Consider the following 22,689-nt stretch of genomic DNA (forward strand, 5'->3'; position numbering starts at 1 on the left):
CCGTCAGACCGCCAAAAGGCCTGACGGGAAGCACTCTCAGTCAATCCGCGCCCTGCCCTCGCAACTGGCCCGCCAGGTCTTGCGCCTCTACCGGCCGACTGATCAGATAGCCTTGCACCTCATCGCAGCGCTCACGCTTGAGAAACTCAAGCTGCTCCTGGTGTTCCACGCCTTCCGCGACGACTTTCAACGACAAACCATGGGCCATGGCAATGATCGCCCGAGTGATCGCCGCATCCTCGGTGCCCTCTCCTAACCCGCGGATAAAGGCCTGGTCGATCTTCACGTAATCCACTGGAATGCGCTTGAGGTAGCTCAGGGATGAATAACCGGTGCCGAAATCATCTATCGCCAGCTTCACCCCTAGATCGCGCAACTGCTGGAAGGTCGCGATGATGTGCTCGACGCTGTCCAGCAACTGGCTTTCGGTCAACTCCAGCTCCAGGAAGTGCGGCGCCAGCCCGGTTTCTTCCAGCACCTGACGCACCAGGCTGACCAACTTGCCCTGGCGCAATTGATGCACCGACAGATTGACCGACACCCGAATCGCTTCGAGCCCCTGCCGCTGCCACTCACAGGCCTGCCAGCAGGCCTGACGCAGCACGAACTCACCGATCGGGCCGATCAATCCGGTTTCTTCAGCCAGGCCGATGAAATCCCCCGGCGGCACGCGGCCCATGGTGGGGTGATCCCAACGCACCAGCGCCTCGGCAGCATTCAGCTTGCCCGTGGCGAGGCACAGCTTGGGTTGGTAGAACACCTTCAACTGTTTCTCTTCGATGGCTTTGCGCAACTGGTTTTCCAGCTGCAAGCGCTCCAGCGTGCTGGCTTGCAGGCTGTCGGTGTAGAACTGGAAGTTGTTGCCGCCCAAATGTTTTGCGTGCTGCATGGCCATGTTCGATTGACTGACCAACGCGGAAATTTCCCGGGCGCTGTCCGGCAACAAGCTGATGCCCATCGACACGCTGACCACCAGCTCATGCCCTTCAATGGTCACCGGCAAACGCAACTTGTTAGCCAGACGAGTCGCCACCCGGGCCAGGCTGGAAAGGTTGCCGTAGGAGTTGAACAGCACGGCAAACTCGTCACCAGAAAGGCGTGCGATGGTGTCTGCTTCAGGCAATGCATTCACCAGTCGCCGGGCCATTTTCTGCAACAACTGGTCGGCAACTTCATGCCCCAGGCTGTCGTTGAGTTGCTTGAACCGATCAAGATTGATGTGCAGCAAGGCCAGGTTGCGATAGCCACCCTGCCGCACTCGTTGATGAGCCTCGCCGAGTCGCTCGCGGAACATCGAGCGATTGGCCAGACCGGTAAGTTCGTCGTAATGGGTCAGATAGCGCATTCGCTCTTCGGATTCCCGGCGAGCCGAGAGATCAGCGAAGAAGCCCACAATATGGCTGACATTTCCCCGGCTATCGCGCACGGCATTCAGTTGCAGCCATTGCGGATACATCTCGCCGCTCTTGCGCGTTTCCACCAATTCGCCTTGCCAGCTGCCTTGCTGTTCCAGCGCCTGATGTATTGCGGCGTAATGCCGACGCGCATCGCGACTGCATGGCAACTCAATGACATTGCGCCCGATCATGTCCTCAATGTCATAGCCGGTCACCCGACTGAAAGATTGATTGATCGCGATCAGGGCATAGTTCGGATCGAAGATCACGATCCCTTCGCTGGCCGCCTCGAACACGGTCGCCGCCAGTTGCTGCTGCTCTTCCAGGCCTTTGCTGACGCTGATGTCGCGGCGAGTACCGACCATGCGAATCACCCGGCCGTTTTCGGCACGCTCGACCGCCCGCCCGCGGTCCTCGATCCAGACCCAGTGGCCGTCGCCATGCCGCACGCGATACTCGATTTGATAGTCCTCGGTGCGGCCCTTCAAATGCTCGACCAGTGCCCTTTTCAGCGCCGGAAGATCCTCGGGGTGAAGGCGCGGCTTGAGGTGACGCAGTATTGTCGTGACCTGTTCCGGCTCCAGACCGAACAATTCCTGAATCTGCGTGTGATGGACTTCGTCGGTTTGCAGATTCCAGTCCCACAACCCCAACTCGCTGGCCTTCAATGCCAACGCCAGACGCGCCTCACTCTTGCTCAGCGCCTGGTTGGCGGCGTCCAGTTCCAGGCTGCGTTGAGCGACACGGTTTTCCAGGTCGATCTGGATCTCTCGCAACTCGTCCTCGGCACGTCGGCGCTGCTCTACCTCCTTGGCCAGCTTCTGATTGAGCTGATCACTGCAGCTTTGCGCCTGCTGTAGATGCTCGATCAGTGCCTGGTTCTGAAAGCGTCGCATCAAGCCCCGATCGATCAATCGATTGACCTGCCAGGCAACCACGCTCAATGCACCGAGCAGGATCAGCCCGAACCAGCCCCAGCCTTGCTGCTGCCCGTCGCCGCCCCAAAACATATAGGCGATGGCTGGCAGCAGGCAGGGCAAGGTGAATGACAGAAAGGCCGGCAAACTGACCGCATAAGCCACGCTGGCCGATAGCGCTGCGGCACCGATGAGGCCGAAGACCCAGGCTTGCTGAATGAAGTTATCGGCGGGAACCAGGGCGATGCCGGCACCGGCCAGGGTCAGGCCAGTGAGGCCGGAGCCCAACAAAAACATCCGTCGCCAAATGGGCTGGGCCTGACGATTGGGAATGGCCGAATCAAAGGCGGCGACCTGGATGACCCGCAATGCCACCAGCGACAGCAACCAGACCAGCCACACGCTGACCAGGAAGTAGCGCTGCGGGCTCCAGAGCAAACCGGCACAGACCAGACCATTGATCAGCATGAACAACGTGGGCAGCAGCGAGCCCTGATACAACAGGCGCGTGCGTTCGACCGCCATTTCCATGGCGTATTGCTTTCGGATAACCCGGGGCTCCACAGTGGGGCCCGACAGGTCGAAGCTGAGGGTCATAGGCGATGTTCTTGTTCTTATAATGATGAGCATGGGCCCGAAACTGCTCGGAGCATACACAAGCAATTGCCCGGACCAAACTGCTGCTGATCAACAAATCGCCAAATTTTTCAGCCGCCGACGCCCCTGAAAACGCCGAAGGCATGCCCCGCCAACGCCTGCAGCCGATGACTGACCGGTCGTCCTTTGCATAACTTTCATCGGCTAAAACGAAGCGGAGTTTGCCCGGTGTGTCGCGGCCCCCTAGAATGCCCTGATGCGCGATGATCTCTCCCTTCTGCTGAACTCCCTCAACGATGCCCAACGCCAGGCCGTAGCGGCCCCCGTGGGTCGTCAGTTGGTCCTGGCCGGTGCTGGTTCCGGTAAAACCCGAGTGCTGGTGCACCGTATCGCCTGGTTGATCCAGGTCGAAAACGCCTCGCCCCACTCCATCCTGTCGGTGACCTTCACCAACAAGGCTGCTGCCGAGATGCGCCAGCGCATCGAGCAGCTGATGGGCATCAACCCGGCCGGCATGTGGGTTGGCACCTTCCACGGCCTGGCGCACCGCTTGTTGCGGGCACACTGGCAGGAAGCGGGCTTGAGCCAGACCTTCCAGATCCTCGACAGCGATGACCAGCAACGGCTGGTCAAGCGGGTGATCCGCGAGCTCGGCCTGGACGAACAGCGCTGGCCGGCCCGTCAGGCCCAATGGTTCATCAATGGCCAGAAAGACGAAGGCCTGCGTCCGCAACACATTCAAGCCAGTGGTGACCTGTTCCTGGCGACCATGCGCGGCATCTATGAAGCCTACGAGGCCGCCTGCCTGCGTGCCGGCGTCATCGACTTCTCCGAATTGCTGCTGCGCGCCCTCGATCTGTGGCGCGATCACCCGGGCCTGCTCGCTCACTATCAAAAGCGCTTCCGACACATTCTGGTGGACGAGTTCCAGGACACCAACGCCGTGCAGTACGCCTGGTTGCGTCTGCTGGCCAAGGGTGGCGACAGCCTGATGGTGGTGGGCGACGACGACCAGTCGATCTATGGCTGGCGCGGCGCGAAAATCGAGAACATCTACCAGTATTCCGAAGACTTCCCGGACGCCGAAACCATTCGCCTGGAGCAAAACTATCGCTCCACCGCCGGCATCCTGAAGGCTGCCAACGCCTTGATCGCCAACAACACCGGGCGCCTGGGCAAAGAGCTGTGGACAGACGGCGGCGACGGCGAAGCGATCAACCTGTACGCCGCCTTCAACGAACACGACGAAGCCCGCTACGTTGTCGAAACCATCGAAAGCGCGCTGAAAACCGGCTTGTCGCGAAGCGATATAGCGATTCTGTACCGCTCCAACGCCCAATCGCGGGTTCTGGAAGAAGCCTTGCTGCGCGAGCGCATTCCCTACCGTATCTATGGCGGTCAGCGCTTCTTCGAACGCGCGGAAATCAAGAACGCCATGGCTTACCTGCGGTTGCTCGAAGGACGGGGCAACGATGCCGCGCTGGAACGGGTCATCAATGTGCCGGCCCGAGGCATCGGCGAGAAAACCGTTGAAGCGATCCGCGACCATGCGCGCCACAGCGATGTATCAATGTGGGAAGCGATGCGCCAACTGGTGGCCAACAAAGGCCTGACCGGTCGTGCGGCCGGTGCCCTTGGCGCGTTTATCGAGCTGATCGAGAACCTCGCCGCCAAGTGCATGGAAATGCCGCTGCACCTGATGACCCAGACCGTCATCGAGCAGTCGGGGCTGATTGCCTATCACGAAGCGGAAAAAGGCGAGAAAGGCCAGGCCCGGGTAGAAAACCTTGAGGAACTGGTCAGCGCTGCGCGCAACTTCGAAAACAGCGAAGAAGACGAAGACCTGACGCCATTGGCAGCGTTCCTCGGTCACGCGTCGCTGGAGGCCGGCGATACCCAGGCCGACGAGCACGAAGACAGCATTCAACTGATGACCCTGCACAGCGCCAAAGGCCTGGAATTTCCTTATGTGTTCCTGGTGGGCATGGAAGAAGGCCTGTTCCCGCACAAGATGAGCCTGGAAGAACCCGGCCGCCTTGAGGAAGAGCGTCGTCTGGCCTACGTCGGCATCACCCGGGCCATGCAGAACCTGGTGATGACCTTTGCCGAAACCCGCCGCCTTTATGGCAGCGAGACCTACAACAAGGTGTCGCGTTTCGTACGCGAGGTGCCGAAAGGCCTGATTCAGGAGGTGCGGTTGTCCAACAGCGTCAGCCGTCCTTTTGGTGGCAACCAGTCAATGAGTGGCAGCAACCTGTTCAGCGGCAGCGAGATTCCGGAAACCGGCTTCAGCCTCGGCCAGACTGTGCGCCACTCGATTTTCGGTGACGGTGTGATCCTCAACTTCGAAGGCGCCGGGGCCCAGGCCCGGGTGCAGGTGAACTTCAGCGAAGGCAGCAAGTGGCTGATGCTGGGTTATGCCAAGCTGGAAGCGATCTAAAAGACCGCCAGAAGTCTAATGTGGGAGCGGGCTTGCTCGCGAAGAACGATCACGCGGTGTTTCTGATGAACCGCGGTGCTGCCCGGCGATGACCGCCATTTTCGCGAAAGTTGGCATCGAAAACGTCAACTCCGACTTCGCCACCCTGCTACGTACGATAGTGGTATTGGTCAGTCTGGCCTTGATTTTGTACGCCACGGGCCAATATCAGTCTTTGGGATCGATCTCTGCGAAGAGCTACCTGTTCCTGCTGTTGTCAGGCCTGGCCACCGGTGCATCGTGGATCTGCTATTTCCGTGCACTCAAAGTAGGCCCGGCGTCACTGGTTGCCCCAGTGGACAAACTCAGCGTGGTGCTGGTGGCCATTCTTGGCGTTGTCCTGCTGGGTGAAAAACTCGACCTGCGCCAATGGGGCGGAATCGGCCTGATCACGGCCGGGGTGGTCATGCTGGCCCTGCGACGCTAGGTGAACGTCCTACAAAACCTTTCCACTCATCTGACATATCAAAGTCAAAAGGCCTTATTGCGCTGACTGAAGCTGAACACGACCTGTCAGGCAAAAGCCCGAAACACTCTGCCGCTAGCCAGTAACACTTCAGCTGTGCAACATGGCGCGCGTGCCTTCCACAAATGGGAATTCCCTTTATGAAACGTTTTCTTAGCATCGCCATGGCGTTGTGCATCGGCCTGACGATGAGTCTCGACGTCAATGCCGCCAAGCGCTTCGGTGGTGGCAAAAGCGCAGGCGCTGCGCCGACGCACCAGACCAGCCAGATGGCTCCTTCTTCCCCTGGCATGGGCGGCGCCGCGGCGACCGCTGGTGCTGCCGGTGCCGCTGGCGCCGCTGCAAAGGCCGGTGGCGCTTCGCGCTGGCTCGGCCCTCTGGCCGGTATCGCGGCCGGTGGCCTGCTGGCATCCATGTTCATGGGTGGCGGCTTCCAGGGCATGCAGATCTTCGACATCCTGATCATGGCCGTCATTGCGTTCCTGGTCTTCCGCTTTATCGCCGCCCGTCGGCGCAAGCAGCAGGAGCATTACGCTCCGGCCGGCCACGCGCCGATGCAACGAGAAGTGTTCGAACAGAAGCCGGCCGGCGGTTCGATCTTCGGTGGTTCGGCAGCGCCTGTTGCCGCTCGTCCGGTGATCAACGCTCCAGCCTGGTTCAACGAAAGTAACTTCGTCGAAGCGGCACGCAATCATTTCCAGTCCCTGCAACAGCACTGGGACGCCAACGAAATGGACAAGATCGCCGAATTCGTCACCCCGCAAATGCTGGAGTTCCTCAAGCGTGAGCGGGCTGACCTGGGCGACGGTTTCCAGTCCACCTACATTGATAACCTCAATGTACAACTGGACGGTGTGGACGATCGCGCCGACAAGACCATCGCCACCCTGACCTTCACTGGCGTGTCGAAAACCTCGCGTTTCGACCAGGGTGAAGTCTTCAGTGAAAGCTGGAACATGGAACGTGCACAGGGCGAAAACCAGCCTTGGCTGGTGGCCGGTATCCGCCAGAACGGCTGATCCTCCTCGGCGCTTTACTTGCTGTAAACAAAACCCCGGCCTCGGCCGGGGTTTTCTATTTCGCGGTTGCATCTATAGCGAGCTACTGTATAAACCGCCCCATATAAACCGCGCCATACAAGCAAGAGGATCCCGGACGTGGAAGAAATCATCGAACAACTGCGTGAAGCCAACGAACCGGTACCGGTCCCCTTGGAGTTGCCCGACGAAGATCAATTGGTGGAAGTTGAAGAAGAGTTATTCATCAACATTCCTTTCGTCTTCAAAGAGTTTCTGCTGACGGTCAGCGACGTAGTCTATGGCAGCCTGGAGCCGGTGACCGTCACCGACCCGCAGTCGCATACCTACCTGCCTGATGTGGCCGCAAATGCCTGGGATGCTGGCGTACCACGCGACCTGATCCCGATCTGCCAGGACGGCGACAATTACTACTGCGTCGAAGAAGACGGCACCGTGGTGTTGTGGTCCGGCGAAGAAGAGCTGATCACCGAAGAATCCTGGGAGTCGGTGTGGCACTGGGCGCGGGACGTCTGGCTGGAAAGTTGATCCAGCCAACGCCGCTGGGTGGTCAATGCCCGGACGACTCTTTGTGATTGTCGAGAGTTTCCAGCAACGCCACCTGCATCCGCGTATGCACACGAATGAACCAGCGCCACAGCAGCGCCGCCACGGCGGCCGCGACCACGGCGATCAGCACCAGCAACTTGTTGGTCGGCAGAATACTGGCCGACAAGGCTGCCAACAGCAAAAAGATCACCAATAGCGAAAGGATCGGTATCACTTCGGCGATCACCCGACGCACTCGTTGCGTGTGGCGCCCGGCCATTTTCGGCTTCACGCCCATTTCCGCCAGCAGCATCGACAATGCTTTTAGCTTGCGGTACGCCGCAATCAAAAAAGGTAGCGACAACAACAGCGCCCCACCCCAGATCAATGCCTTCTGCCAGCTCGGGTCGCTGATCCAGCCTTGCACGTAGGCCGACATGCGCTCGGCGAAGAATGCGCCCGAGAGGAAGATCGCGATCACTAATGCCAGGTTGACCCCAACCTGCAGCAAAATCCTTCTGATCATCGACGCCAGCAATGCCCCCTCACCCTGGGGCTGAATGCTGCGCAGCCATTCGCCGTACATCCCCAGCACCCGTCCCAGGCGCTCCGGCATGACGCCGGCGAGCTTGATCGACAATGGATCAGCCGCGCGGATCAAATAAGGCGTCAGCAAGGTCGTGATCACCGAAACAGCCACGGCCACGGGGTATAAAAAGTTGCTGGTGACCTGCAACGTCATGCCCAGTGCCGCGATGATGAAAGAGAATTCGCCAATCTGTGAAAGACCCATCCCGACCCGCAGCGAGGTGCGTCCGTCATTGCCGGCGATAAATGCACCAAGGCCACAGGACAGCATCTTGCCAAGCACCACGGCTACGGTGATTACGGCGATTGGCCACGCGTATTGAAGCAGGATCGCCGGATCGAGCATCAGCCCGATGGCCACAAAGAAAATCGCACTGAAAAGATCGCGAACCGGCTCAATCAAGCGCTCAATTTTCAGCAGTTGCCGGGATTCAGCCATGATCGCGCCAATCAGGAACGCCCCGAGGACCATGCTGTATTCAAGCTTGACCACCAGCAGGCAGAAGCCAAAACACAGGCCCAGCACGGTAATCAGCAGCATTTCGTTGCTGTCGAATCTGGCCACGTAAGCCAGCAACCGCGGCACCATCAGAATACCGATGACCAATGCGACGATCATGAACAGCGATAGCTTGCCGACTGTGGAGAACACTTCACCGGAACTGACCGTACCGCTGACGGCGATGCTGGACAGCAGTGCGATGATGCCAATGCCCAGGATGTCTTCGACGATCAGCACACCGAATATCAGCTGTGCAAACCGCTCGTTCTTCAGCTTCAGATCGTTGAGCGCCTTGACGATGATGGTGGTCGAGGAGATCGCCAGGATCGCGCCGAGGAACAGTGAATCCATGGTGTTCCAGTCGAACCAGCGACCAATCTCGTAGCCGATCCAGATCATCAGCACGATTTCCAGGAACGCTGCAATGAATGCCGTGGCACCGACCTTGAACAGCTTGCGCAGGCTGAACTCCAGGCCCAGGCAGAACATCAGGAAAATCACACCGAGTTCGGCCAGGGTCTTGATGGTTTCTTCGTCATGGATCAGGCCGAATGGCGGGGTGTGCGGGCCAATGATGAAACCGGCGACGATGTATCCCAGCACCACCGGTTGTTTCAGGCGATGGAAAATCACGGTTACCACACCTGCGATCAACATGATCACTGCCAGATCCTGAATGAAACTGATGGCATGCATGGCGTGAGGCTCCCTGGATGACATTGCTCGATCCCCGGACGCAGGAAAAGCCTGATCGAGCAGAACAAAAATCTGGATTGCGCGTAGGAATTGCCTTTGAGGCAGGGTTTTTTGCAGGGTAACACCGCGACTTCGGGCAGAAAGGCGGTGCAATATATGGAAACAGATCGATCCGGCGTGACGGCGACTCCGCACCCGGCGTCCCGATAACTGTTGGTTTGAAAAAACCGCTGAGGCACCCGCAGAGGTGCATCCCTCAAACCTGGCCTTGACCCGTGAGAATGCTATGGAACCCGGAAACGCCCAGCTGTCGATGACGGTATTGATGACCCCCGACATGGCCAACTTCTCTGGCAATGTTCACGGCGGCACCCTGCTCAAGTATCTCGACGAAGTGGCCTACGCCTGCGCCAGCCGTTATGCCGGCCGCTATGTGGTGACCCTGTCGGTTGATCAGGTCATTTTCCGTGAGCCGATCCATGTCGGCGAACTGGTGACCTTTCTCGCCTCGGTCAACTACACCGGCAACACCTCCATGGAGGTGGGCATCAAAGTGGTGACCGAGAACATCCGCGAGCGCTCGGTGCGTCACACCAACAGTTGCTTCTTCACCATGGTCGCGGTGGATGACCAGCGTAAACCTGCACCGGTACCACCGCTGCAACCGCAGAACAGTGAAGACAAGCGCCGCTACATGCAGGCCCAACAGCGCCGGCAGATTCGTCAGGAGCTGGAAAAGCGTTATCAGGACATCAAGGGCGACGCCTGAGGCGGGTTGTTCTTTGGCGATCTTCAGACCGCTATCGCGAGCAGGCTCGCTCCCACAAGGTTAGTGCCATACCTGTGGGAGCGGGCTTGCTCGCGAATGGGATCAACGCAAAATCAAAGGCTGATCGAGGTCGCCTCGAACCGCACCCGCGGATGGGCAATCCGGTCCTGAGCCCGAACCAGCTCCAACTCGTAGCTGGCACAGGCCTGGGTTTCCAGCAGCACTTCATGCACCGCCGACGCCGTGAACTCGAAGGCCGCCACCAGACTGTCGCCCAACAGAACACGCGCCAGGAACAGCCCGGACGTCAGATCGCCCACGCCCACCGGCTGACGCGGAAACGCCAGTAACGGGCGCTGCAAATGCCAACTGCCTTCGGCCGTCACCAGCAGCATCTCGAAGACCTCTGCCGGTTTACCGGGATAGTCCAGATGCTTGACCAGCACCGCTTTCGGGCCGCGCACCAGCAATGCACGCGCCATTGCCAGGCAATCGAACAGCGATTGCGGCTTGCGTCCGGAGAAACTGTCCAGCTCCAGCTGGTTCGGGCACATGAAGTCCGCCACGGCGGCGGCCTCTTCCAGCAGAAAATCACTGACTTCCGCCGGAACACTGCAGCCCTTCTCTGGATGCCCCATGACCGGGTCACACAGGTACAGCGCCTTGGGATTCATCGACTTGATCCGCGCCACACCCGTCAGGATCGCCCGGCCCTGGGCCGCACTGCCGAGGTAACCGGAGAGCACCGCATCGCAGTTGCCCAACTCGCCAATCGCCGCGATGCCTTCGACCAGGTCAGGAATCTGGTGCGGCGCCAGCACCTCACCGGCCCACTGACCGTACTGGGTGTGATTGGAGAACTGCACAGTGTTGAGTGGCCAGACATTCACCCCGACCCGTTGCATCGGGAAAACCGCGGCACTGTTGCCGGCGTGACCGAATACCACGTGGGACTGGATAGCGAGCAAATGCGGAGTACGTTTCATGCGGTGGATTTCCGTAAAACGATTGAAATTCTAGCCGCGCAGTATGCGACTAAACGCAGCCTGTACGACAGACCAGCGACACAGTTAAGCTGACACTATCTTGTTGGAGCACCCTGTTGATGCTGACCCTTGGAAATATATTCGTGCTGATGCTGTTCGCCACTGCAGGCGCATGGCTATGGCACAACCACGGCTTGCGCGAGCGTGCGCTGGAGCGGGTCAAACAGCATTGCAGCAAGCTAGGGATCGAATTGCTGGACGGCAACGTGGCCTTGAAAAAAATCGCGTTCATCAGGGACGCCAGTGGTCGGCGACGTCTGGCCCGTGTGTATAACTTCGAATTCACCGTGACCGGTGAAGCCCGCCACAACGGCACCATTACCCAGTTCGGCGCTCACAGCGCACAGATTGAGCTGGCGCCCTACCCGGTCCCATTCGACGAAACCGAACCGGTGGTCGATGTGGTGAAGCCTCGCGCAGAGGTGATCGAGCTGAGCCAGTGGCGTCAGGAACATACCAAGTGGCGGCCTTGAGCCATTAACCCGATCCGGATCGACACGCCGCCAAATCACTCTGCAGTCTTTCTGCATTCTGCAGCTCACTGAAAATCAGCTCGATACGCGAATCCTGCCGCCATTCACTGGGCCGCCAGTCCAGCACCGAGTTATCCACCGCGTTCGCCGAAATCCACCCTTGGGTACTGTGGATAACCAACTTCGCCCGCCTCCAGTCAAGGCTTTCAAGCCACTGGCTAACCAGAGCGGCATCAAACACCTGGCTTGGATGCCAACGCCAACCGATGCTCCAGCCACCGTCCTGTTCCTGACTCAAACAAATGGGCAATGCGCGATCGCTCCAGACGGCCGGCAACTGCGCCAATCCCTTGGGCACGACGAAGTTATCCACACCTGCCAGCGCTTTGGCATTCAGCCCCGGCAACTCGCCCAACGGTAATTCCGCCTGTTGTGTCCAGCACAGGGGGGTCGGCGGCAATTGCGCGGCGATTCGCTGGCGACATTCTTCTTCGAGACCTTCAGACTTGTTCAAAAGTAATAATCCCGCATGGCTCAGCGCTTGCTGTTGCGCTTCCGGCAAGGGATTGCCAGCGGCGAGCGACTGGGCGTCCAGCACCAGCACACAAGGCTGAACAGCCAACACGCCTTGCCAGGGCGCTTCGCTCAATTGCCTGAGCAACTGCGCCGGATGCCCCAGCCCTGAGGGTTCGATGAACAGCCGATCCGGTTGCGCCTTGCGCAACAAACGCCCAAGACCAATCTGAAACGGTGCACCGTTGACGCAACACAAGCAGCCCCCGGCCACTTCGCCCAGTGCGATACCATCGGAGTCCTGGGTCAGTAGCGCAGCGTCGAGACCGATCTGGCCAAACTCGTTGATCAGCACCGCCCACCGCTCGCCTGCCGGGCGCTGGGCCAGCAGGTGCTTGATCAGGCTGGTCTTGCCGGCGCCCAATGGGCCGGCAATGACATGAGTGGGGATATTCTGCAGCATGGTCGATGATTTCTGAGGAGGTGATGGATGCGGTTGATTGGCTTGTTGTTGCTCCTGGCGCTCGTTTCAGGCGAGGCGCTGGCCCAGGCCTGTGTGGTTCACAGCCAGGCCGAGCGGCTTGACATCAAGGTTTGCCAGCAGAACCGCAACATCCCGCCAAAGCTCTTCGCCGATGGTTTCTGCCAACCGAACCTGCCGGGGCAAAAAGTCGACGTGAAGTATGTCGACCAATGCCCCGACGGCGCATTTGGTATCTGCAGCAACGCCCAAGTCGCCAATATGCCCTACCGGCAAGATATTCACTATTACGGCGTTGCCACCGACGCGGCGTATTTGCAGCCGTATTGCGAGGCCCAGAGCCAGGGCACCTGGCTCAAGCCTTGAAGCGACAGTAAAGGCTCAGGCAGCCTCTTCGTACCAAGGGCCGAATGGATCAGGCAGCAATTGCCAGCCTTCCACACCGAGCGCCATTTCCTCATCGGTCAGCAGGCAGGCATCCAGCTCGGCCGCTAGCTGCGTGAAGTCGATGCTCTGGCCGATGAATACCAGTTCCTGGCGACAGTCCCCGCTGTCGGCAGTCCAGTTTTTCATGATCCCGGCGGTACTTTCCGCATCCTGCGGCCATTGGTTTTTCGGTACGAAACGCCACCAGCGCCCGGCAAAACCATAGCGCATCATACCTCCGGCCTGGGACCAGCTGCCGGCGTCCATGTGCTTGCTTGCCAGCCAGAAAAAGCCCTTGGAGCGCAGCAGTTTGCCGTTGTCCCAAGAGCCGTCGATGAAGTTGAAGAAGCGCTGCGGATGAAACGGCCGGCGAGCCCGGTAAGCGCTGGAAGCAATGCCGTACTCTTCGGTTTCGGGCACGTGTTCGCCACGCAGTTCCTGCAACCATCCCGGTGCCTGGGCCGCCTTTTCGAAGTCAAAACGACCGGTGTTGAGAATCTTGTTCAAGGGGATTTCGCCCATCGCCATCGGAATGATTTCCGCCCGGGCGTTGAGCCGTTCAAGTATGGCGATCAGTTCCTCGCGTTCGTGGCTGCTGATCAAATCGATCTTGCTGAGCAAAATCACATCGGCGAACTCGACCTGCTCAATCAGCAGATCGGTAATCGAACGCTCGTCCTCTTCCCCAAGCGTTTCTCCTCGGGAAGCCAGGCTTTCGGCCGCCTGGTAATCGAGCAGGAAGTTCATGCCATCGACCACCGTGACCATGGTGTCGAGACGTGCGATGTCGTTGAGGCTCTGGCCATTTTCATCGCGGAAGGTGAAGGTTTCCGCCACTGGCAGCGGTTCGGAAATACCGGTGGATTCGATCAGCAGATAGTCGAAGCGGCCGTCCCTGGCGAGTTGACTTACTTCCTCCAGCAGATCTTCACGTAACGTACAGCAAATACACCCGTTACTCATTTCCACCAACCGTTCTTCAGCCCGATTAAGGCTGACATCGCGCTGGACTTCGGTGCCATCGACGTTGATTTCGCTCATATCGTTGACGATGACTGCAACCCGCAAGCCATCGCGATTACGTAGTATGTAATTAAGAAGTGTACTTTTTCCGGCACCAAGAAAGCCGGAGAGAACGGTCACGGGGAGTCGATTGGACATCTGCATATTCCTCACAGGGATGCCCGGTCGCTGTGTCGGGCTTATTTTGATGTTATAATATAACAATACAAACAAGCCATCCCCTCTTGCTCATCAGGGCAAAGGACAGGATGCTGAACGTGTTCCCTTCGTGAGAATCCCCATGCGCAACGCCCTGAAACCTGCGTTGATAATCCTTTCCCTGCTGGTGGCTGCCGATGCGCTGGCACAGATCCCGAGCCTGGCCAGGTGCACCCGCAGCGCCAACCTGCTGGCCTGCGTGGATGCCGATGGCAATGCCTACAGCGTCAACACCGCCGGCAGCACAATCTATCTGCGGGGTTTCGAAATGGCCGGAAAGCGCTATTGGGTGCAGACCAACAGCCGCTACGGCCAGCTTACGTTTTTCACCGGCATCGCTTCCGATGGCGAGGCCTGGGTTGGCTACAACCAGCGCGTCGGCTGGACCACGATCAACCGGTTTTCCAGCTCCGGCGGCAGCAGCGCCAAGTTCACCTGCAGCCGGATCGCCGGCTGCTAGGCCTGCCTGTTTTTCTTCGAATTTGCGTAGCCGACGCGCCAATGACCGCGCTGGCCAGAATCAGGTTGAGCAAGTGGCGTCGTGCATGATGAAAGCCTGTTCATGAAAAAGGCATCGTGGATTGCATTGTTATACTATAACATGACAAATCAACTCCCACGATGGACCTGCTCATGAATGCGCTGACTCTGCCGGATATCGCCGCGCAGGCCTCACGCCAAGCCCTGCCACTGGAGTGGGTGGGCATGTGCGGCATTGCTCTTCCCGTTTTGTTTGATGGCCAACGACTGAATGCAAAGGCCGATGCCGGCGTGAGTCTCAACGATGGCAACGCGCGCGGCATTCACATGTCACGGCTCTATCTGGCGCTTGAATTACTGGAGCATGAAAACCTTTCACCGGCTCTATTGCGCAGGGTTTTGCAGCGTTTTCTTGAGAGCCATGAAGGGCTATCCAGCAGAGCTCACTTAACCATTCACGCCGATTTGTTGCTGAAAAGGCCAGCGTTGATCAGTCCTTTGGCAGGCTGGAAAAGCTATCCGGTGAGCATCGAAGCACGTTTGAACAACGCGATGTTCCACGTGGAACTAAAAATCGACGTGCCTTATTCCTCAACTTGCCCATGTTCCGCAGCTCTGTCTCGACAGTTGATTCAGCAGCAGTTCGTCGATGATTTCGCCAAAAAGCCACTGCAACACGCCGACGTTTTAGCGTGGCTCGGCTCCACAAACGGCATCGTCGCCACACCTCACAGCCAACGCAGCAGCGCAAAGTTGCGCGTACGGCTGGCTGATTTTGTCGATGAGTTGCCTCTGATCGCCGTCATCAACGACGCCGAAGCCGCACTCGGCACAGCCGTTCAAACAGCGGTAAAACGCGCCGACGAACAAGCCTTCGCCCTGGCCAATGGTCAGAACCTGATGTTCTGCGAAGACGCCGCTCGCCGTTTGAATCTGGCCCTGAAACGCTCCACGGGCATTAACGCCTTCCACATCCGTGTCATCCACGCCGAAAGCCTGCACGCCCATGACGCCGTGGCCGAAAGCCGTTTCAACTGGGAGGTCGCATGATTGGTTGCCACGCCTTGCGTTGGGGCGCACCGGGTCAGCCACTCACGCCGGCGCTGAACCTGGAACTGCCAAAGGGCAGCCTGACCGCCATCATCGGTGCGAACGGCTCTGGTAAAAGCAGCCTGTTGAAGGTCATCGCCGGTTTGCAAAAACCGTTGGCCGGAAAGGTGCGACTGAGTGTTCCACTCAAGGGCAGTGTGTCGTTCCTGCCCCAGCAACAACACCTCGACAGGCAATTTCCGATCAGCCTTCAGGCATTGGTCGCCGCCGGATTCTGGGGCAATAAACAATCACCGCAGATCCGCAGTCAACGACTGAAGACCGTCCTCGAAAACTGGTGCCTGAACGGCCTCGAAGATCGACCCTTGATGGCCCTCTCCGGCGGCGAATTGCAACGCGCCCTGCTCGCCCGATTGAGCCTGACCGACGCCCCGTTGTTGTTGCTCGATGAACCCCACGCGGCCCTCGATGAACTTGGCCAGGCATTGCTCTGGAAGCACCTGCACGATTGGCACCTCGAAGGCCGGACGCTGATGGTTGTGTGCCATGACCTCGCCGCCGTCCGCGAGCACATCCCACAAACGCTGCTGATCAAAAGCAGCGGTTGCGTACTCGGCCGGAGCGCCGAACTGATCCGCCAACAACCTCAATCGCAGGTGGCCTGATGACCGCTGCTGCGCAATTTTGGCAACCGTTCCACGAGTTCGTCTTCATGCGCCGGGCGCTGCTCGGTGGTTTGGTCCTGGCGTGCAGCACGGCGCCCCTGGGGGTATTTCTGATCCTGAGGCGCATGAGCCTGATCGGCGATGCTGTCGCCCACGGCATCCTTCCCGGTGCGGCTCTAGGCTTCTGGTTTGCCGGGTTAAGCCTCCCGGCATTGACCGTCGGCGGCCTCGGTGCCGGCCTGAGCATGGCAGGCCTCGCGGCCTGGATTACGCGACGCACCGGCCTGCGAGAGGACGCCAGCCTCGCGGCGATTTACCCGATTTCCCTGGCCTGTGGCGTACTGATTCTCGGCATCGCCGGCAAACGCCTGGACCTGTTGCACCTGCTGTTTGGCTCGGCGCTGGCTGTCGACGGCCCCACCTTGACCGGCATGCTTTGGGTTTCGGGCCTGAGCCTGATTGCCATGGCGCTGATCTACAAACCACTGCTGCTCGACACCCTCGACCCGCTTTTTCTGCAAACCGTCAGCCGACTCGGCCCACTGGCCCACGGCGTGTTCCTGACGCTGGTGGTGTTGAATCTGGTCATCGGTTTCCAGGCGATCGGCGCGTTGATGGTGGTCGGCTTGATGATGTTGCCTGCCGCTGCGGCGCGTTTCTGGAGTCGCCGCTTGCCGGTGCTGATCGTCATTGCCGCCTTGCTCGGCAGCCTCTCGGTGTGGCTCGGTTTGTTGATCTCTTTCTATTACTCACTGCCCAGTGGCCCGGCAATCGTGCTGGTGGCGGGCGGGTGGTATCTGTTGTCCGTAATGTTCGGACCGGTGCACGGCTTGCTGCGCCACCCGCCTTTGCTCACATCCCAATGAGGTGTTATCCGATGCGCGCTTTACTCGTGCTGTTCAGCTTGATGGTGTCGATGTCGCTGTCTGCCGCCGAAAAACTTCAGGTCGTCACCAGCTTCAGCATCCTGGCCGACATGACCCGACAGGTCGGCAAGGATCATATCCAGATCACCAACATGGTCGGCCCGGACGCGGATGCACACACGTACGAGCCGACACCGGACGACGCCAAAGCACTGCTCAAAGCCAAACTCATCATCAAGAATGGCTTGGGTTTCGAGCCCTGGCTGGATCGCCTGGTGACCAGCACCGAGACCAAGGCGCCGGTCATCAGCGCGAGCCACAGAGTCATACCGCGTAGCCTGGATGAAGACGGCGAAACCGTTCCCGACCCGCACGCCTGGCATAACCTGGCGAACGCCGAGTTGTACATCGCGAACATCACCAAGGCGCTGATCGCTGCTGATCCGGCGAACACAGCCGACTATGAGCACAACAGCCAGGTGTACCTGAAACAGGTCTACACCTTGCTCGCCGAAGCCAAGACAAAACTCGGCTCACTGCCACCGGGCAACCGCAAGATCGTGACGTCCCATGACGCCTTCGGTTATCTCGGCCAAGCCTACGGTATCGAATTCATGGCGCCTCAAGGCCTGTCCACCGAGCGCGAACCTTCAGCCACCGAGGTGGCCGCACTGATCACCCAGATTCGTCAGGCCAAAGTCAAAGCCATGTTCATGGAAAACATCAAGGACGCCCGCCTGCTCAAGCAGATCGCGGATGAAAGCGGCGCACAGATCGGCGGCACGCTGTACTCCGATGCCCTTGCGGCGAGCGGTCCGGCCAGCACCTTCACCGGGTTGTTCGAGTACAACCTCAACACCCTGTACAACGCGTTGAGCAAGCCATGATCCGCAAGAACCCCACACCGACCTGTTCGCCATTCCCGATCGCGGTTATTTTCGAGAAGGCGATTGGGCAGATCGGGCGCTGATCAAGCCCGAGCCCGGCGGCGTTGCCGTTTCCAGGCAACCAATCCGGTCGCAATGCGGCCGCCCCCTTCGCCCGCCGGAGCTTTCGGCACAGCATCAGCACCGTGATCGTGTCGGGGCAATTTTCCTGGCACGACAAACGTCGTAATGACAGCTGCCAGGGTTTGCGCCTACGGTTTATGCAATAGCGCTCGTAAGAAGCACTTGAGTACGCCGACCATGATCCAGATCACCCTGCCCGATGGTTCATTGCGTGAATACGACCAACCGCTCTCCGTGCACGAATTAGCTGCCAGCATCGGCTCCGAACTGGCCAGCGCGGCCGTAGCGGGTCGGGTCAATGGTGTACTGGTGGACTGCGAATACATGATCGAGGCGGATGCCCGGGTCAGCATTGTCACCCCCCGGGAGCCGGACGGCCTGGAGATCCTGCGCCGCTCCTGTGCATTGATGCTGGCCATGGCGATCAAGCAACTTTACCCACATGCGCAAATGCACGCGGGCAAGGAGTTGGGCGATGGCTTCTTTTACGAGTTTGCAGTCGAGCGACCGCTGACCCCGGCAGACCTGCCCCTCATCGAAGCGCGCATGCAGTCACTGGCAGCGACCAATCACTCGATCCGTCGTCAGCCACCGCGCGAAGAGGTGTCGCTGTACCGTCTGAGAGACACCGAGTACCAGAGCCATGGGCCGCACGTCCCAACCACCAAAGTCTTGCAGGCGTTTGCCCTGGATCACATCAGCGGCACGTTGCAACAACGGATCTACGGCACCTGCTGGTCGAGCCATCAGGAACTGCAACACTGGCGCGTTCCACCCCACGTGGTCGTCGTGAGCATGGATGACCGCCAGGCGACTTATGCACAAGCGGTGACCGAATCCTTGCGCCAAAGGGGCGTGCGCGCCAGGGCCGACCTGCGTAGCGAAAAGGTCCACTACAAGATTCGCCAGCACAGCCGGTCCGTGCCGTACCTGGTAGTGGTTGGCGAAAAAGAACAGGCGGGCGGATTTGTCAGTGTGCGCAGTCGCACCGGGGAGGATTTTGGCCGGATGGCTGTCGAGGCGGCGTGTGAGTGGTTGAGTCGGTCCGGGATTTAGAGGGCCGTGCGGACCTTTCGCGAGCAGGCTCGCTCCCACAGGGGATTTGTGTTCGACACACAATCAATGTGGGAGCGGGCTTGCTCCGGGCGGCGATCCGACGAAGCTTTTAAGCTCTTGGCTTCACAGTGCCGCAATCCTGCCCCAGCCAGACGGCACGGGATTCGAGGCTGCCCTTCTGCTGAATCCCGGTGGCGTTGAACGTCCCGTTGACCTTGGTGGTGAACTCGCGATCACTGAGGAATGTCGCCACGCCCGCCCCCTGGGCTCTAGGGCAGCTGAAACGGAATTTCCACTGATTGCCGGAGCGGTCGGTGATTTCCTGCTTGCAGCCCGACTGCGGATCGGTCAGCGGAATGTTATCGGTCTTGACCTGTTCCGGGGTCAGGCACGCCCGGATCCCTTTACCACCCATGGTGATGCCCTGTTTTTCCAGCTGTGCACGCTGCTCAGGGGTCATCTGGCTCTGGAGCTGACCGAGGATCAATTGCAGGTCCGGCATATTCTGCTCATCGACCTTCATGTTGCTCGTGGTCAGCTCCCACAATCCTGGTTGCAGCATTTGCGCGTGAGCCGCCACAGGAAGTGCCAAACCCAGTGCCATGGCCAAACCCAGCAGACGAACGTTCATCGAGTAACTCCTGATCAGTTGTGGCCGTTAGACGTCCGCCGCAGGCTTCGGTTCATGGGCCAATTAATTAGCGACATTCTGCACGGAACATGGTCTGTTAAGCACTGAATCTTCAGGAGCAAGGCAGCCCCCCATGGATTATTTCGGACCGCATATTTTCGGTTATACCATCGCCCTGCTGCACTCGCTGGGCATGATCGCGGCCATACATGCCGTGTTGACCGTTCGTACCGCCCAAGGTGCGATTGCCTGGGCCCTGTCGTTGTTTTTCATCCCCTACCTCACGCTGATCCCGTACCTGGTGTTCGGCCGCAGCACGTTCGATGGCTACATCAAGGCCCGACGGCAGGCCAACGAGGAAATGCGCAAGGCCATCTCCGAACTCAACTGGCGACCCTGGGTGGAAGAAGCCCTCACCGCTCGCGCTTCCTCGGCGTATGCCTCACTCAGAGCGCTGCCGAAACTGGGAAACATGCCGTGCCTGGCCAATAACGAGATGCGGCTGTTAATCAACGGCCAGCAGACATTCGACGCCATTTTCGATGCCATCAGCCAGGCGAAAAATGCCGTGCTGATCCAGTTTTTCATCGTTCACGACGACCACCTCGGCCAACGCCTGCAAACCCTGTTGTTAAAGAAGGCCGCCGAAGGCGTACCGATTTACCTGTTGTATGACCGAATCGGCAGCCACTCCCTGCCCCACGGCTATGTGCAGGCCTTGCGTGATGGCGGGGTCGAAGTCAAAGCCTTCGCCACCCGCAGTGGCTGGCTCAATCGCTTTCAGGTGAACTTCCGCAACCACCGCAAGATCGTGGTGGTAGACGGTATTCTGGGCTTCGTCGGCGGCCACAACGTCGGTGACGAGTACATGGGCGAGAAGCCGCCCCTGGCACCATGGCGCGATACCCACGTACAAGTGCGCGGGCCGGTGGTGGCGTGTATGCAGGAGTCTTTCGCTGAAGACTGGTTCTGGGCGGCTCGTGCACTGCCGCCACTGATCCTGCCCGAGGTTTATCCGGAAGATGGCGTGCTGTGCCAGTTACTCGCCAGCGGGCCGGCAGATTCCTACGAAACCTGTTCACTGTTCTTTGTCGAAGCCATCCATGCGGCGACGGAACGAGTATGGATTACCAGCCCGTATTTCATCCCCGACGAAGCCGTATCCGCAGCTTTGCGCCTGGCGGTACTGCGCGGTGTGGATGTGCGCCTGCTGTTGCCGTCACGACCTGACCACCGCATCGTCTACGCCGCCTCCAGCCTCTATGCCTTCGAAGCGGTGCGCGCCGGAGTGCGGGTATTTCGATACGAACCCGGATTCCTGCATCAGAAAGTGGTGTTGGTCGACAGCGAAATCAGCGCCATTGGCAGCGCCAACATGGACAACCGTTCGTTCCGGCTGAATTTCGAAGTGATGTTGCTAACCGTCGACCGCGCGTTTGCCGCCGAGGTGGAGCTGATGCTCAACGATGACTTCGCCAACGCCCACGAAATCGCCAAAGAAGAAGGCCGGGAGACCCACCGCCTGCAGCAGGTCGGCATGCGGGTCGCCCGGCTGATTTCACCGATTCTCTAGAGGTAGATGTCGTCACGGGTCCATGGCAGTTCATGACTGCCATCGGCGTGGGCCTTCACCGCCAGAATCTGATGCAGGTTGATCCAGCCCCGGGCGAACGCATAAGCGCAACCGGCCAGATAAAGCCGCCAGATCCGCAGCACGTGCTCAGGCACCAGTCTGGACGCCGCTTCGAGGTTATCCTCCAGGCGTTCGCTCCAGTGATCCAGGGTGCGCGCATAGTGCAGGCGCAAACTTTCGACATCGACGATTTCCAGCCCGGCCTCACTGATCTCCGCAGAGATCATCGACAGGTGCGGCAGTTCGCCGTTGGGGAACACATATTTCCCGATGAAATCACCGGCACCGCGCCCCACCGGACGGCCATCGGTGTATTTGGCGGTGATCCCGTGGTTCATCACCAGGCCGCCCTCTTTCACCGCACCGAACAGAGTCTTGCAGTACTCCGCCAGATTGGCGTGTCCAACGTGTTCGAACATGCCGACGCTGACCACCTTGTCGAAACGGCCATCCTGCGGCAGATCTCGATAGTCGAGCAGTTGCAGTTCGACCAGGTCGTCCAGGCCCTCCGCTTTTACACGTTCCCGGGCCAGGGCTAACTGCTCCTTGCTGAGGGTGATACCGAACACTTTCGCGCCAAACTCTCGCGCAGCAAAACGCGCCAATCCGCCCCAACCACACCCCACATCCAGCAGATATTCGCCGGGTTGCAGGCGCAGCTTGCGACACAAATGACGGAACTTGGCTTGCTGGGCCTGCTCGAGGCTTTCGCTGCCGGTCTCGAAGTAAGCGCAGGAATACGCCATGTCGCTGTCGAGCCACAGCTGATAGAACGCGTTGGAAAGGTCGTAGTGGTAGGAAATCGCCTTGGCGTCCGTCTCTTTGTCGTGGACGCTACGAACCGGCTGATTGTCGTCGCCTTCATCCAGCAATGCCTGGCTCCATTCATCGCAGATGCGGATCACATCGCTGATGGAACCTTCGAGTTCCAGTTTGCCTTCGACAAATGCAGCGCCAAGGGCGTCCAGGCTTGGATGGGTAAACTGGGTGACCATTTGTGGGTCCTTGACCACAATCGTGACGCTGGGTGTCGGCCCCAGATTGAATTCATGGCCATCCCAGAGTCTCAGGCGAAGCGGTAATTGCAGATTCTGTAAGGCCGGTGGAAGTTGCGCGAGCATGGAAATTCCCCTTGTTTCAGACGTCTGATCAGAGGGTAGAC

General features: G+C 59.2%; 21 protein-coding genes and 1 pseudogene. 15 read left to right on the top strand and 7 right to left on the bottom strand.

Going from position 1 to position 22,689, the window contains the following annotated elements; translation table 11 throughout:
• Positions 1–40 precede the first annotated feature (40 nt).
• A complete protein-coding gene (locus AB4Z35_RS06790) occupies positions 41–2,911 on the bottom strand; it encodes a putative bifunctional diguanylate cyclase/phosphodiesterase (RefSeq protein WP_442096410.1) in 2,871 nt (956 codons plus the stop codon).
• 256 nt (positions 2,912–3,167) lie between these two features.
• Here AB4Z35_RS06790 and uvrD point away from each other — a divergent pair, with 256 nt between their 5' ends.
• From uvrD to AB4Z35_RS06810, 4 genes are all read left to right on the top strand, one after another.
• Positions 3,168–5,351, top strand: a complete 2,184-nt coding sequence (gene uvrD, locus AB4Z35_RS06795) for a DNA helicase II (protein ID WP_442096411.1) — start codon at positions 3,168–3,170, stop codon at positions 5,349–5,351.
• An 88-nt stretch (positions 5,352–5,439) separates the two neighbouring features.
• The gene (locus tag AB4Z35_RS06800) at positions 5,440–5,817 is read left to right on the top strand and encodes an EamA family transporter (RefSeq protein WP_442096412.1); all 378 of its coding nucleotides are present in this window, start codon (positions 5,440–5,442) and stop codon (positions 5,815–5,817) included.
• A 179-nt stretch (positions 5,818–5,996) separates the two neighbouring features.
• The gene (locus AB4Z35_RS06805; protein ID WP_204932548.1) at positions 5,997–6,875 is read left to right on the top strand and encodes a Tim44 domain-containing protein; all 879 of its coding nucleotides are present in this window, start codon (positions 5,997–5,999) and stop codon (positions 6,873–6,875) included.
• Positions 6,876–7,013: 138 nt separating this feature from the next.
• Positions 7,014–7,421: an SMI1/KNR4 family protein gene (locus AB4Z35_RS06810; RefSeq protein WP_007995855.1), complete on the top strand. Its 408-nt coding sequence runs from the start codon at positions 7,014–7,016 to the stop codon at positions 7,419–7,421.
• Between the two features lie 22 nt (positions 7,422–7,443).
• Here AB4Z35_RS06810 and AB4Z35_RS06815 read toward each other — a convergent pair whose 3' ends face one another.
• The gene (locus AB4Z35_RS06815; protein ID WP_442096413.1) at positions 7,444–9,207 is read right to left on the bottom strand and encodes a cation:proton antiporter; all 1,764 of its coding nucleotides are present in this window, start codon (positions 9,205–9,207) and stop codon (positions 7,444–7,446) included.
• Positions 9,208–9,493: 286 nt separating this feature from the next.
• Between AB4Z35_RS06815 and AB4Z35_RS06820 the strand changes: the two genes are divergently transcribed.
• Complete coding sequence (locus tag AB4Z35_RS06820; protein ID WP_007989648.1) at positions 9,494–9,976, top strand: acyl-CoA thioesterase; 483 nt, start codon at positions 9,494–9,496, stop codon at positions 9,974–9,976.
• A gap of 113 nt (positions 9,977–10,089) precedes the next feature.
• On the opposite strand, the gene pdxY is transcribed toward AB4Z35_RS06820, so the two are convergent.
• Positions 10,090–10,962, bottom strand: coding sequence for a pyridoxal kinase PdxY (gene pdxY, locus AB4Z35_RS06825; RefSeq protein ID WP_007998397.1), 873 nt, complete (start codon positions 10,960–10,962; stop codon positions 10,090–10,092).
• Positions 10,963–11,081: 119 nt separating this feature from the next.
• On the opposite strand from pdxY, the gene AB4Z35_RS06830 reads away from it, so the two are divergent.
• A complete protein-coding gene (locus AB4Z35_RS06830; RefSeq protein WP_116262390.1) occupies positions 11,082–11,495 on the top strand; it encodes a DUF3301 domain-containing protein in 414 nt (137 codons plus the stop codon).
• Positions 11,496–11,499: 4 nt separating this feature from the next.
• On the opposite strand, the gene AB4Z35_RS06835 is transcribed toward AB4Z35_RS06830, so the two are convergent.
• A complete protein-coding gene (locus AB4Z35_RS06835) occupies positions 11,500–12,471 on the bottom strand; it encodes a CobW family GTP-binding protein (RefSeq protein WP_442096414.1) in 972 nt (323 codons plus the stop codon).
• A gap of 27 nt (positions 12,472–12,498) precedes the next feature.
• Here AB4Z35_RS06835 and AB4Z35_RS06840 point away from each other — a divergent pair, with 27 nt between their 5' ends.
• Positions 12,499–12,855, top strand: coding sequence for an NADH:ubiquinone oxidoreductase (locus AB4Z35_RS06840; protein WP_442096415.1), 357 nt, complete (start codon positions 12,499–12,501; stop codon positions 12,853–12,855).
• Between the two features lie 15 nt (positions 12,856–12,870).
• Here AB4Z35_RS06840 and zigA read toward each other — a convergent pair whose 3' ends face one another.
• Positions 12,871–14,076: a zinc metallochaperone GTPase ZigA gene (gene zigA, locus AB4Z35_RS06845; protein ID WP_007998389.1), complete on the bottom strand. Its 1,206-nt coding sequence runs from the start codon at positions 14,074–14,076 to the stop codon at positions 12,871–12,873.
• Positions 14,077–14,218: 142 nt separating this feature from the next.
• Here zigA and AB4Z35_RS06850 point away from each other — a divergent pair, with 142 nt between their 5' ends.
• The 7 genes and pseudogenes from AB4Z35_RS06850 (at position 14,219) to AB4Z35_RS06880 (ending at position 19,263) form a co-directional block, all read left to right on the top strand.
• The gene (locus AB4Z35_RS06850; protein ID WP_007998388.1) at positions 14,219–14,596 is read left to right on the top strand and encodes a hypothetical protein; all 378 of its coding nucleotides are present in this window, start codon (positions 14,219–14,221) and stop codon (positions 14,594–14,596) included.
• 173 nt (positions 14,597–14,769) lie between these two features.
• Entirely contained in the window at positions 14,770–15,666 is an 897-nt protein-coding gene (folE2, locus tag AB4Z35_RS06855; protein ID WP_007998387.1) for a GTP cyclohydrolase FolE2, read from the top strand.
• Complete coding sequence (locus tag AB4Z35_RS06860) at positions 15,663–16,331, top strand: metal ABC transporter ATP-binding protein (protein WP_442096416.1); 669 nt, start codon at positions 15,663–15,665, stop codon at positions 16,329–16,331. The genes folE2 and AB4Z35_RS06860 overlap by 4 nt, the downstream gene beginning before the upstream one ends.
• A complete protein-coding gene (locus AB4Z35_RS06865; protein ID WP_442096417.1) occupies positions 16,331–17,197 on the top strand; it encodes a metal ABC transporter permease in 867 nt (288 codons plus the stop codon). The genes AB4Z35_RS06860 and AB4Z35_RS06865 overlap by 1 nt, the downstream gene beginning before the upstream one ends.
• Before the next feature lie 11 nt (positions 17,198–17,208).
• A complete protein-coding gene (locus tag AB4Z35_RS06870; RefSeq protein ID WP_442096418.1) occupies positions 17,209–18,084 on the top strand; it encodes a metal ABC transporter substrate-binding protein in 876 nt (291 codons plus the stop codon).
• Between the two features lie 19 nt (positions 18,085–18,103).
• Positions 18,104–18,353: pseudogene (locus tag AB4Z35_RS06875) on the top strand (dihydroorotase); the annotation flags it as partial.
• A gap of 31 nt (positions 18,354–18,384) precedes the next feature.
• Positions 18,385–19,263 (top strand): His/Gly/Thr/Pro-type tRNA ligase C-terminal domain-containing protein, encoded by an 879-nt coding sequence (locus AB4Z35_RS06880; protein ID WP_442096419.1) that lies wholly within the window; start codon positions 18,385–18,387, stop codon positions 19,261–19,263.
• A gap of 109 nt (positions 19,264–19,372) precedes the next feature.
• On the opposite strand, the gene AB4Z35_RS06885 is transcribed toward AB4Z35_RS06880, so the two are convergent.
• Positions 19,373–19,894: a DUF3617 domain-containing protein gene (locus tag AB4Z35_RS06885; protein ID WP_007971671.1), complete on the bottom strand. Its 522-nt coding sequence runs from the start codon at positions 19,892–19,894 to the stop codon at positions 19,373–19,375.
• Between the two features lie 133 nt (positions 19,895–20,027).
• On the opposite strand from AB4Z35_RS06885, the gene cls reads away from it, so the two are divergent.
• Positions 20,028–21,467 carry a cardiolipin synthase gene (gene cls, locus AB4Z35_RS06890; protein WP_442096420.1) on the top strand — a complete coding sequence of 480 codons (1,440 nt, stop codon included), beginning with the start codon at positions 20,028–20,030 and terminating at the stop codon, positions 21,465–21,467.
• On the opposite strand, the gene cfaB is transcribed toward cls, so the two are convergent.
• Positions 21,464–22,648 (bottom strand): C17 cyclopropane fatty acid synthase CfaB, encoded by a 1,185-nt coding sequence (gene cfaB, locus AB4Z35_RS06895; RefSeq protein WP_442096421.1) that lies wholly within the window; start codon positions 22,646–22,648, stop codon positions 21,464–21,466. The genes cls and cfaB overlap by 4 nt on opposite strands.
• Between the last annotated feature and the right edge of the window lie 41 nt (positions 22,649–22,689).

It is taken from the genome of Pseudomonas sp. KB_15, from assembly GCF_052114525.1.
Taxonomy (GTDB): Bacteria; Pseudomonadota; Gammaproteobacteria; order Pseudomonadales; family Pseudomonadaceae; genus Aquipseudomonas.

Excerpts from the sequence above, each read along its gene's own strand:
- AB4Z35_RS06790 (WP_442096410.1), bottom strand. The coding sequence starts at position 2,911 with ATGACCCTCAGCTTCGACCTGTCGGGCCCCACTGTGGAGCCCCGGGTT.
- uvrD (WP_442096411.1), top strand. The coding sequence starts at position 3,168 with ATGCGCGATGATCTCTCCCTTCTGCTGAACTCCCTCAACGATGCCCAA.
- AB4Z35_RS06800 (WP_442096412.1), top strand. The coding sequence starts at position 5,440 with ATGACCGCCATTTTCGCGAAAGTTGGCATCGAAAACGTCAACTCCGAC.
- AB4Z35_RS06805 (WP_204932548.1), top strand. The coding sequence starts at position 5,997 with ATGAAACGTTTTCTTAGCATCGCCATGGCGTTGTGCATCGGCCTGACG.
- AB4Z35_RS06815 (WP_442096413.1), bottom strand. The coding sequence starts at position 9,207 with ATGCATGCCATCAGTTTCATTCAGGATCTGGCAGTGATCATGTTGATC.
- AB4Z35_RS06820 (WP_007989648.1), top strand. The coding sequence starts at position 9,494 with ATGGAACCCGGAAACGCCCAGCTGTCGATGACGGTATTGATGACCCCC.
- pdxY (WP_007998397.1), bottom strand. The coding sequence starts at position 10,962 with ATGAAACGTACTCCGCATTTGCTCGCTATCCAGTCCCACGTGGTATTC.
- AB4Z35_RS06830 (WP_116262390.1), top strand. The coding sequence starts at position 11,082 with ATGCTGACCCTTGGAAATATATTCGTGCTGATGCTGTTCGCCACTGCA.
- AB4Z35_RS06835 (WP_442096414.1), bottom strand. The coding sequence starts at position 12,471 with ATGCTGCAGAATATCCCCACTCATGTCATTGCCGGCCCATTGGGCGCC.
- AB4Z35_RS06840 (WP_442096415.1), top strand. The coding sequence starts at position 12,499 with ATGCGGTTGATTGGCTTGTTGTTGCTCCTGGCGCTCGTTTCAGGCGAG.
- zigA (WP_007998389.1), bottom strand. The coding sequence starts at position 14,076 with ATGTCCAATCGACTCCCCGTGACCGTTCTCTCCGGCTTTCTTGGTGCC.
- AB4Z35_RS06850 (WP_007998388.1), top strand. The coding sequence starts at position 14,219 with ATGCGCAACGCCCTGAAACCTGCGTTGATAATCCTTTCCCTGCTGGTG.
- folE2 (WP_007998387.1), top strand. The coding sequence starts at position 14,770 with ATGAATGCGCTGACTCTGCCGGATATCGCCGCGCAGGCCTCACGCCAA.
- AB4Z35_RS06860 (WP_442096416.1), top strand. The coding sequence starts at position 15,663 with ATGATTGGTTGCCACGCCTTGCGTTGGGGCGCACCGGGTCAGCCACTC.
- AB4Z35_RS06865 (WP_442096417.1), top strand. The coding sequence starts at position 16,331 with ATGACCGCTGCTGCGCAATTTTGGCAACCGTTCCACGAGTTCGTCTTC.
- AB4Z35_RS06870 (WP_442096418.1), top strand. The coding sequence starts at position 17,209 with ATGCGCGCTTTACTCGTGCTGTTCAGCTTGATGGTGTCGATGTCGCTG.
- AB4Z35_RS06880 (WP_442096419.1), top strand. The coding sequence starts at position 18,385 with ATGATCCAGATCACCCTGCCCGATGGTTCATTGCGTGAATACGACCAA.
- AB4Z35_RS06885 (WP_007971671.1), bottom strand. The coding sequence starts at position 19,894 with ATGAACGTTCGTCTGCTGGGTTTGGCCATGGCACTGGGTTTGGCACTT.
- cls (WP_442096420.1), top strand. The coding sequence starts at position 20,028 with ATGGATTATTTCGGACCGCATATTTTCGGTTATACCATCGCCCTGCTG.
- cfaB (WP_442096421.1), bottom strand. The coding sequence starts at position 22,648 with ATGCTCGCGCAACTTCCACCGGCCTTACAGAATCTGCAATTACCGCTT.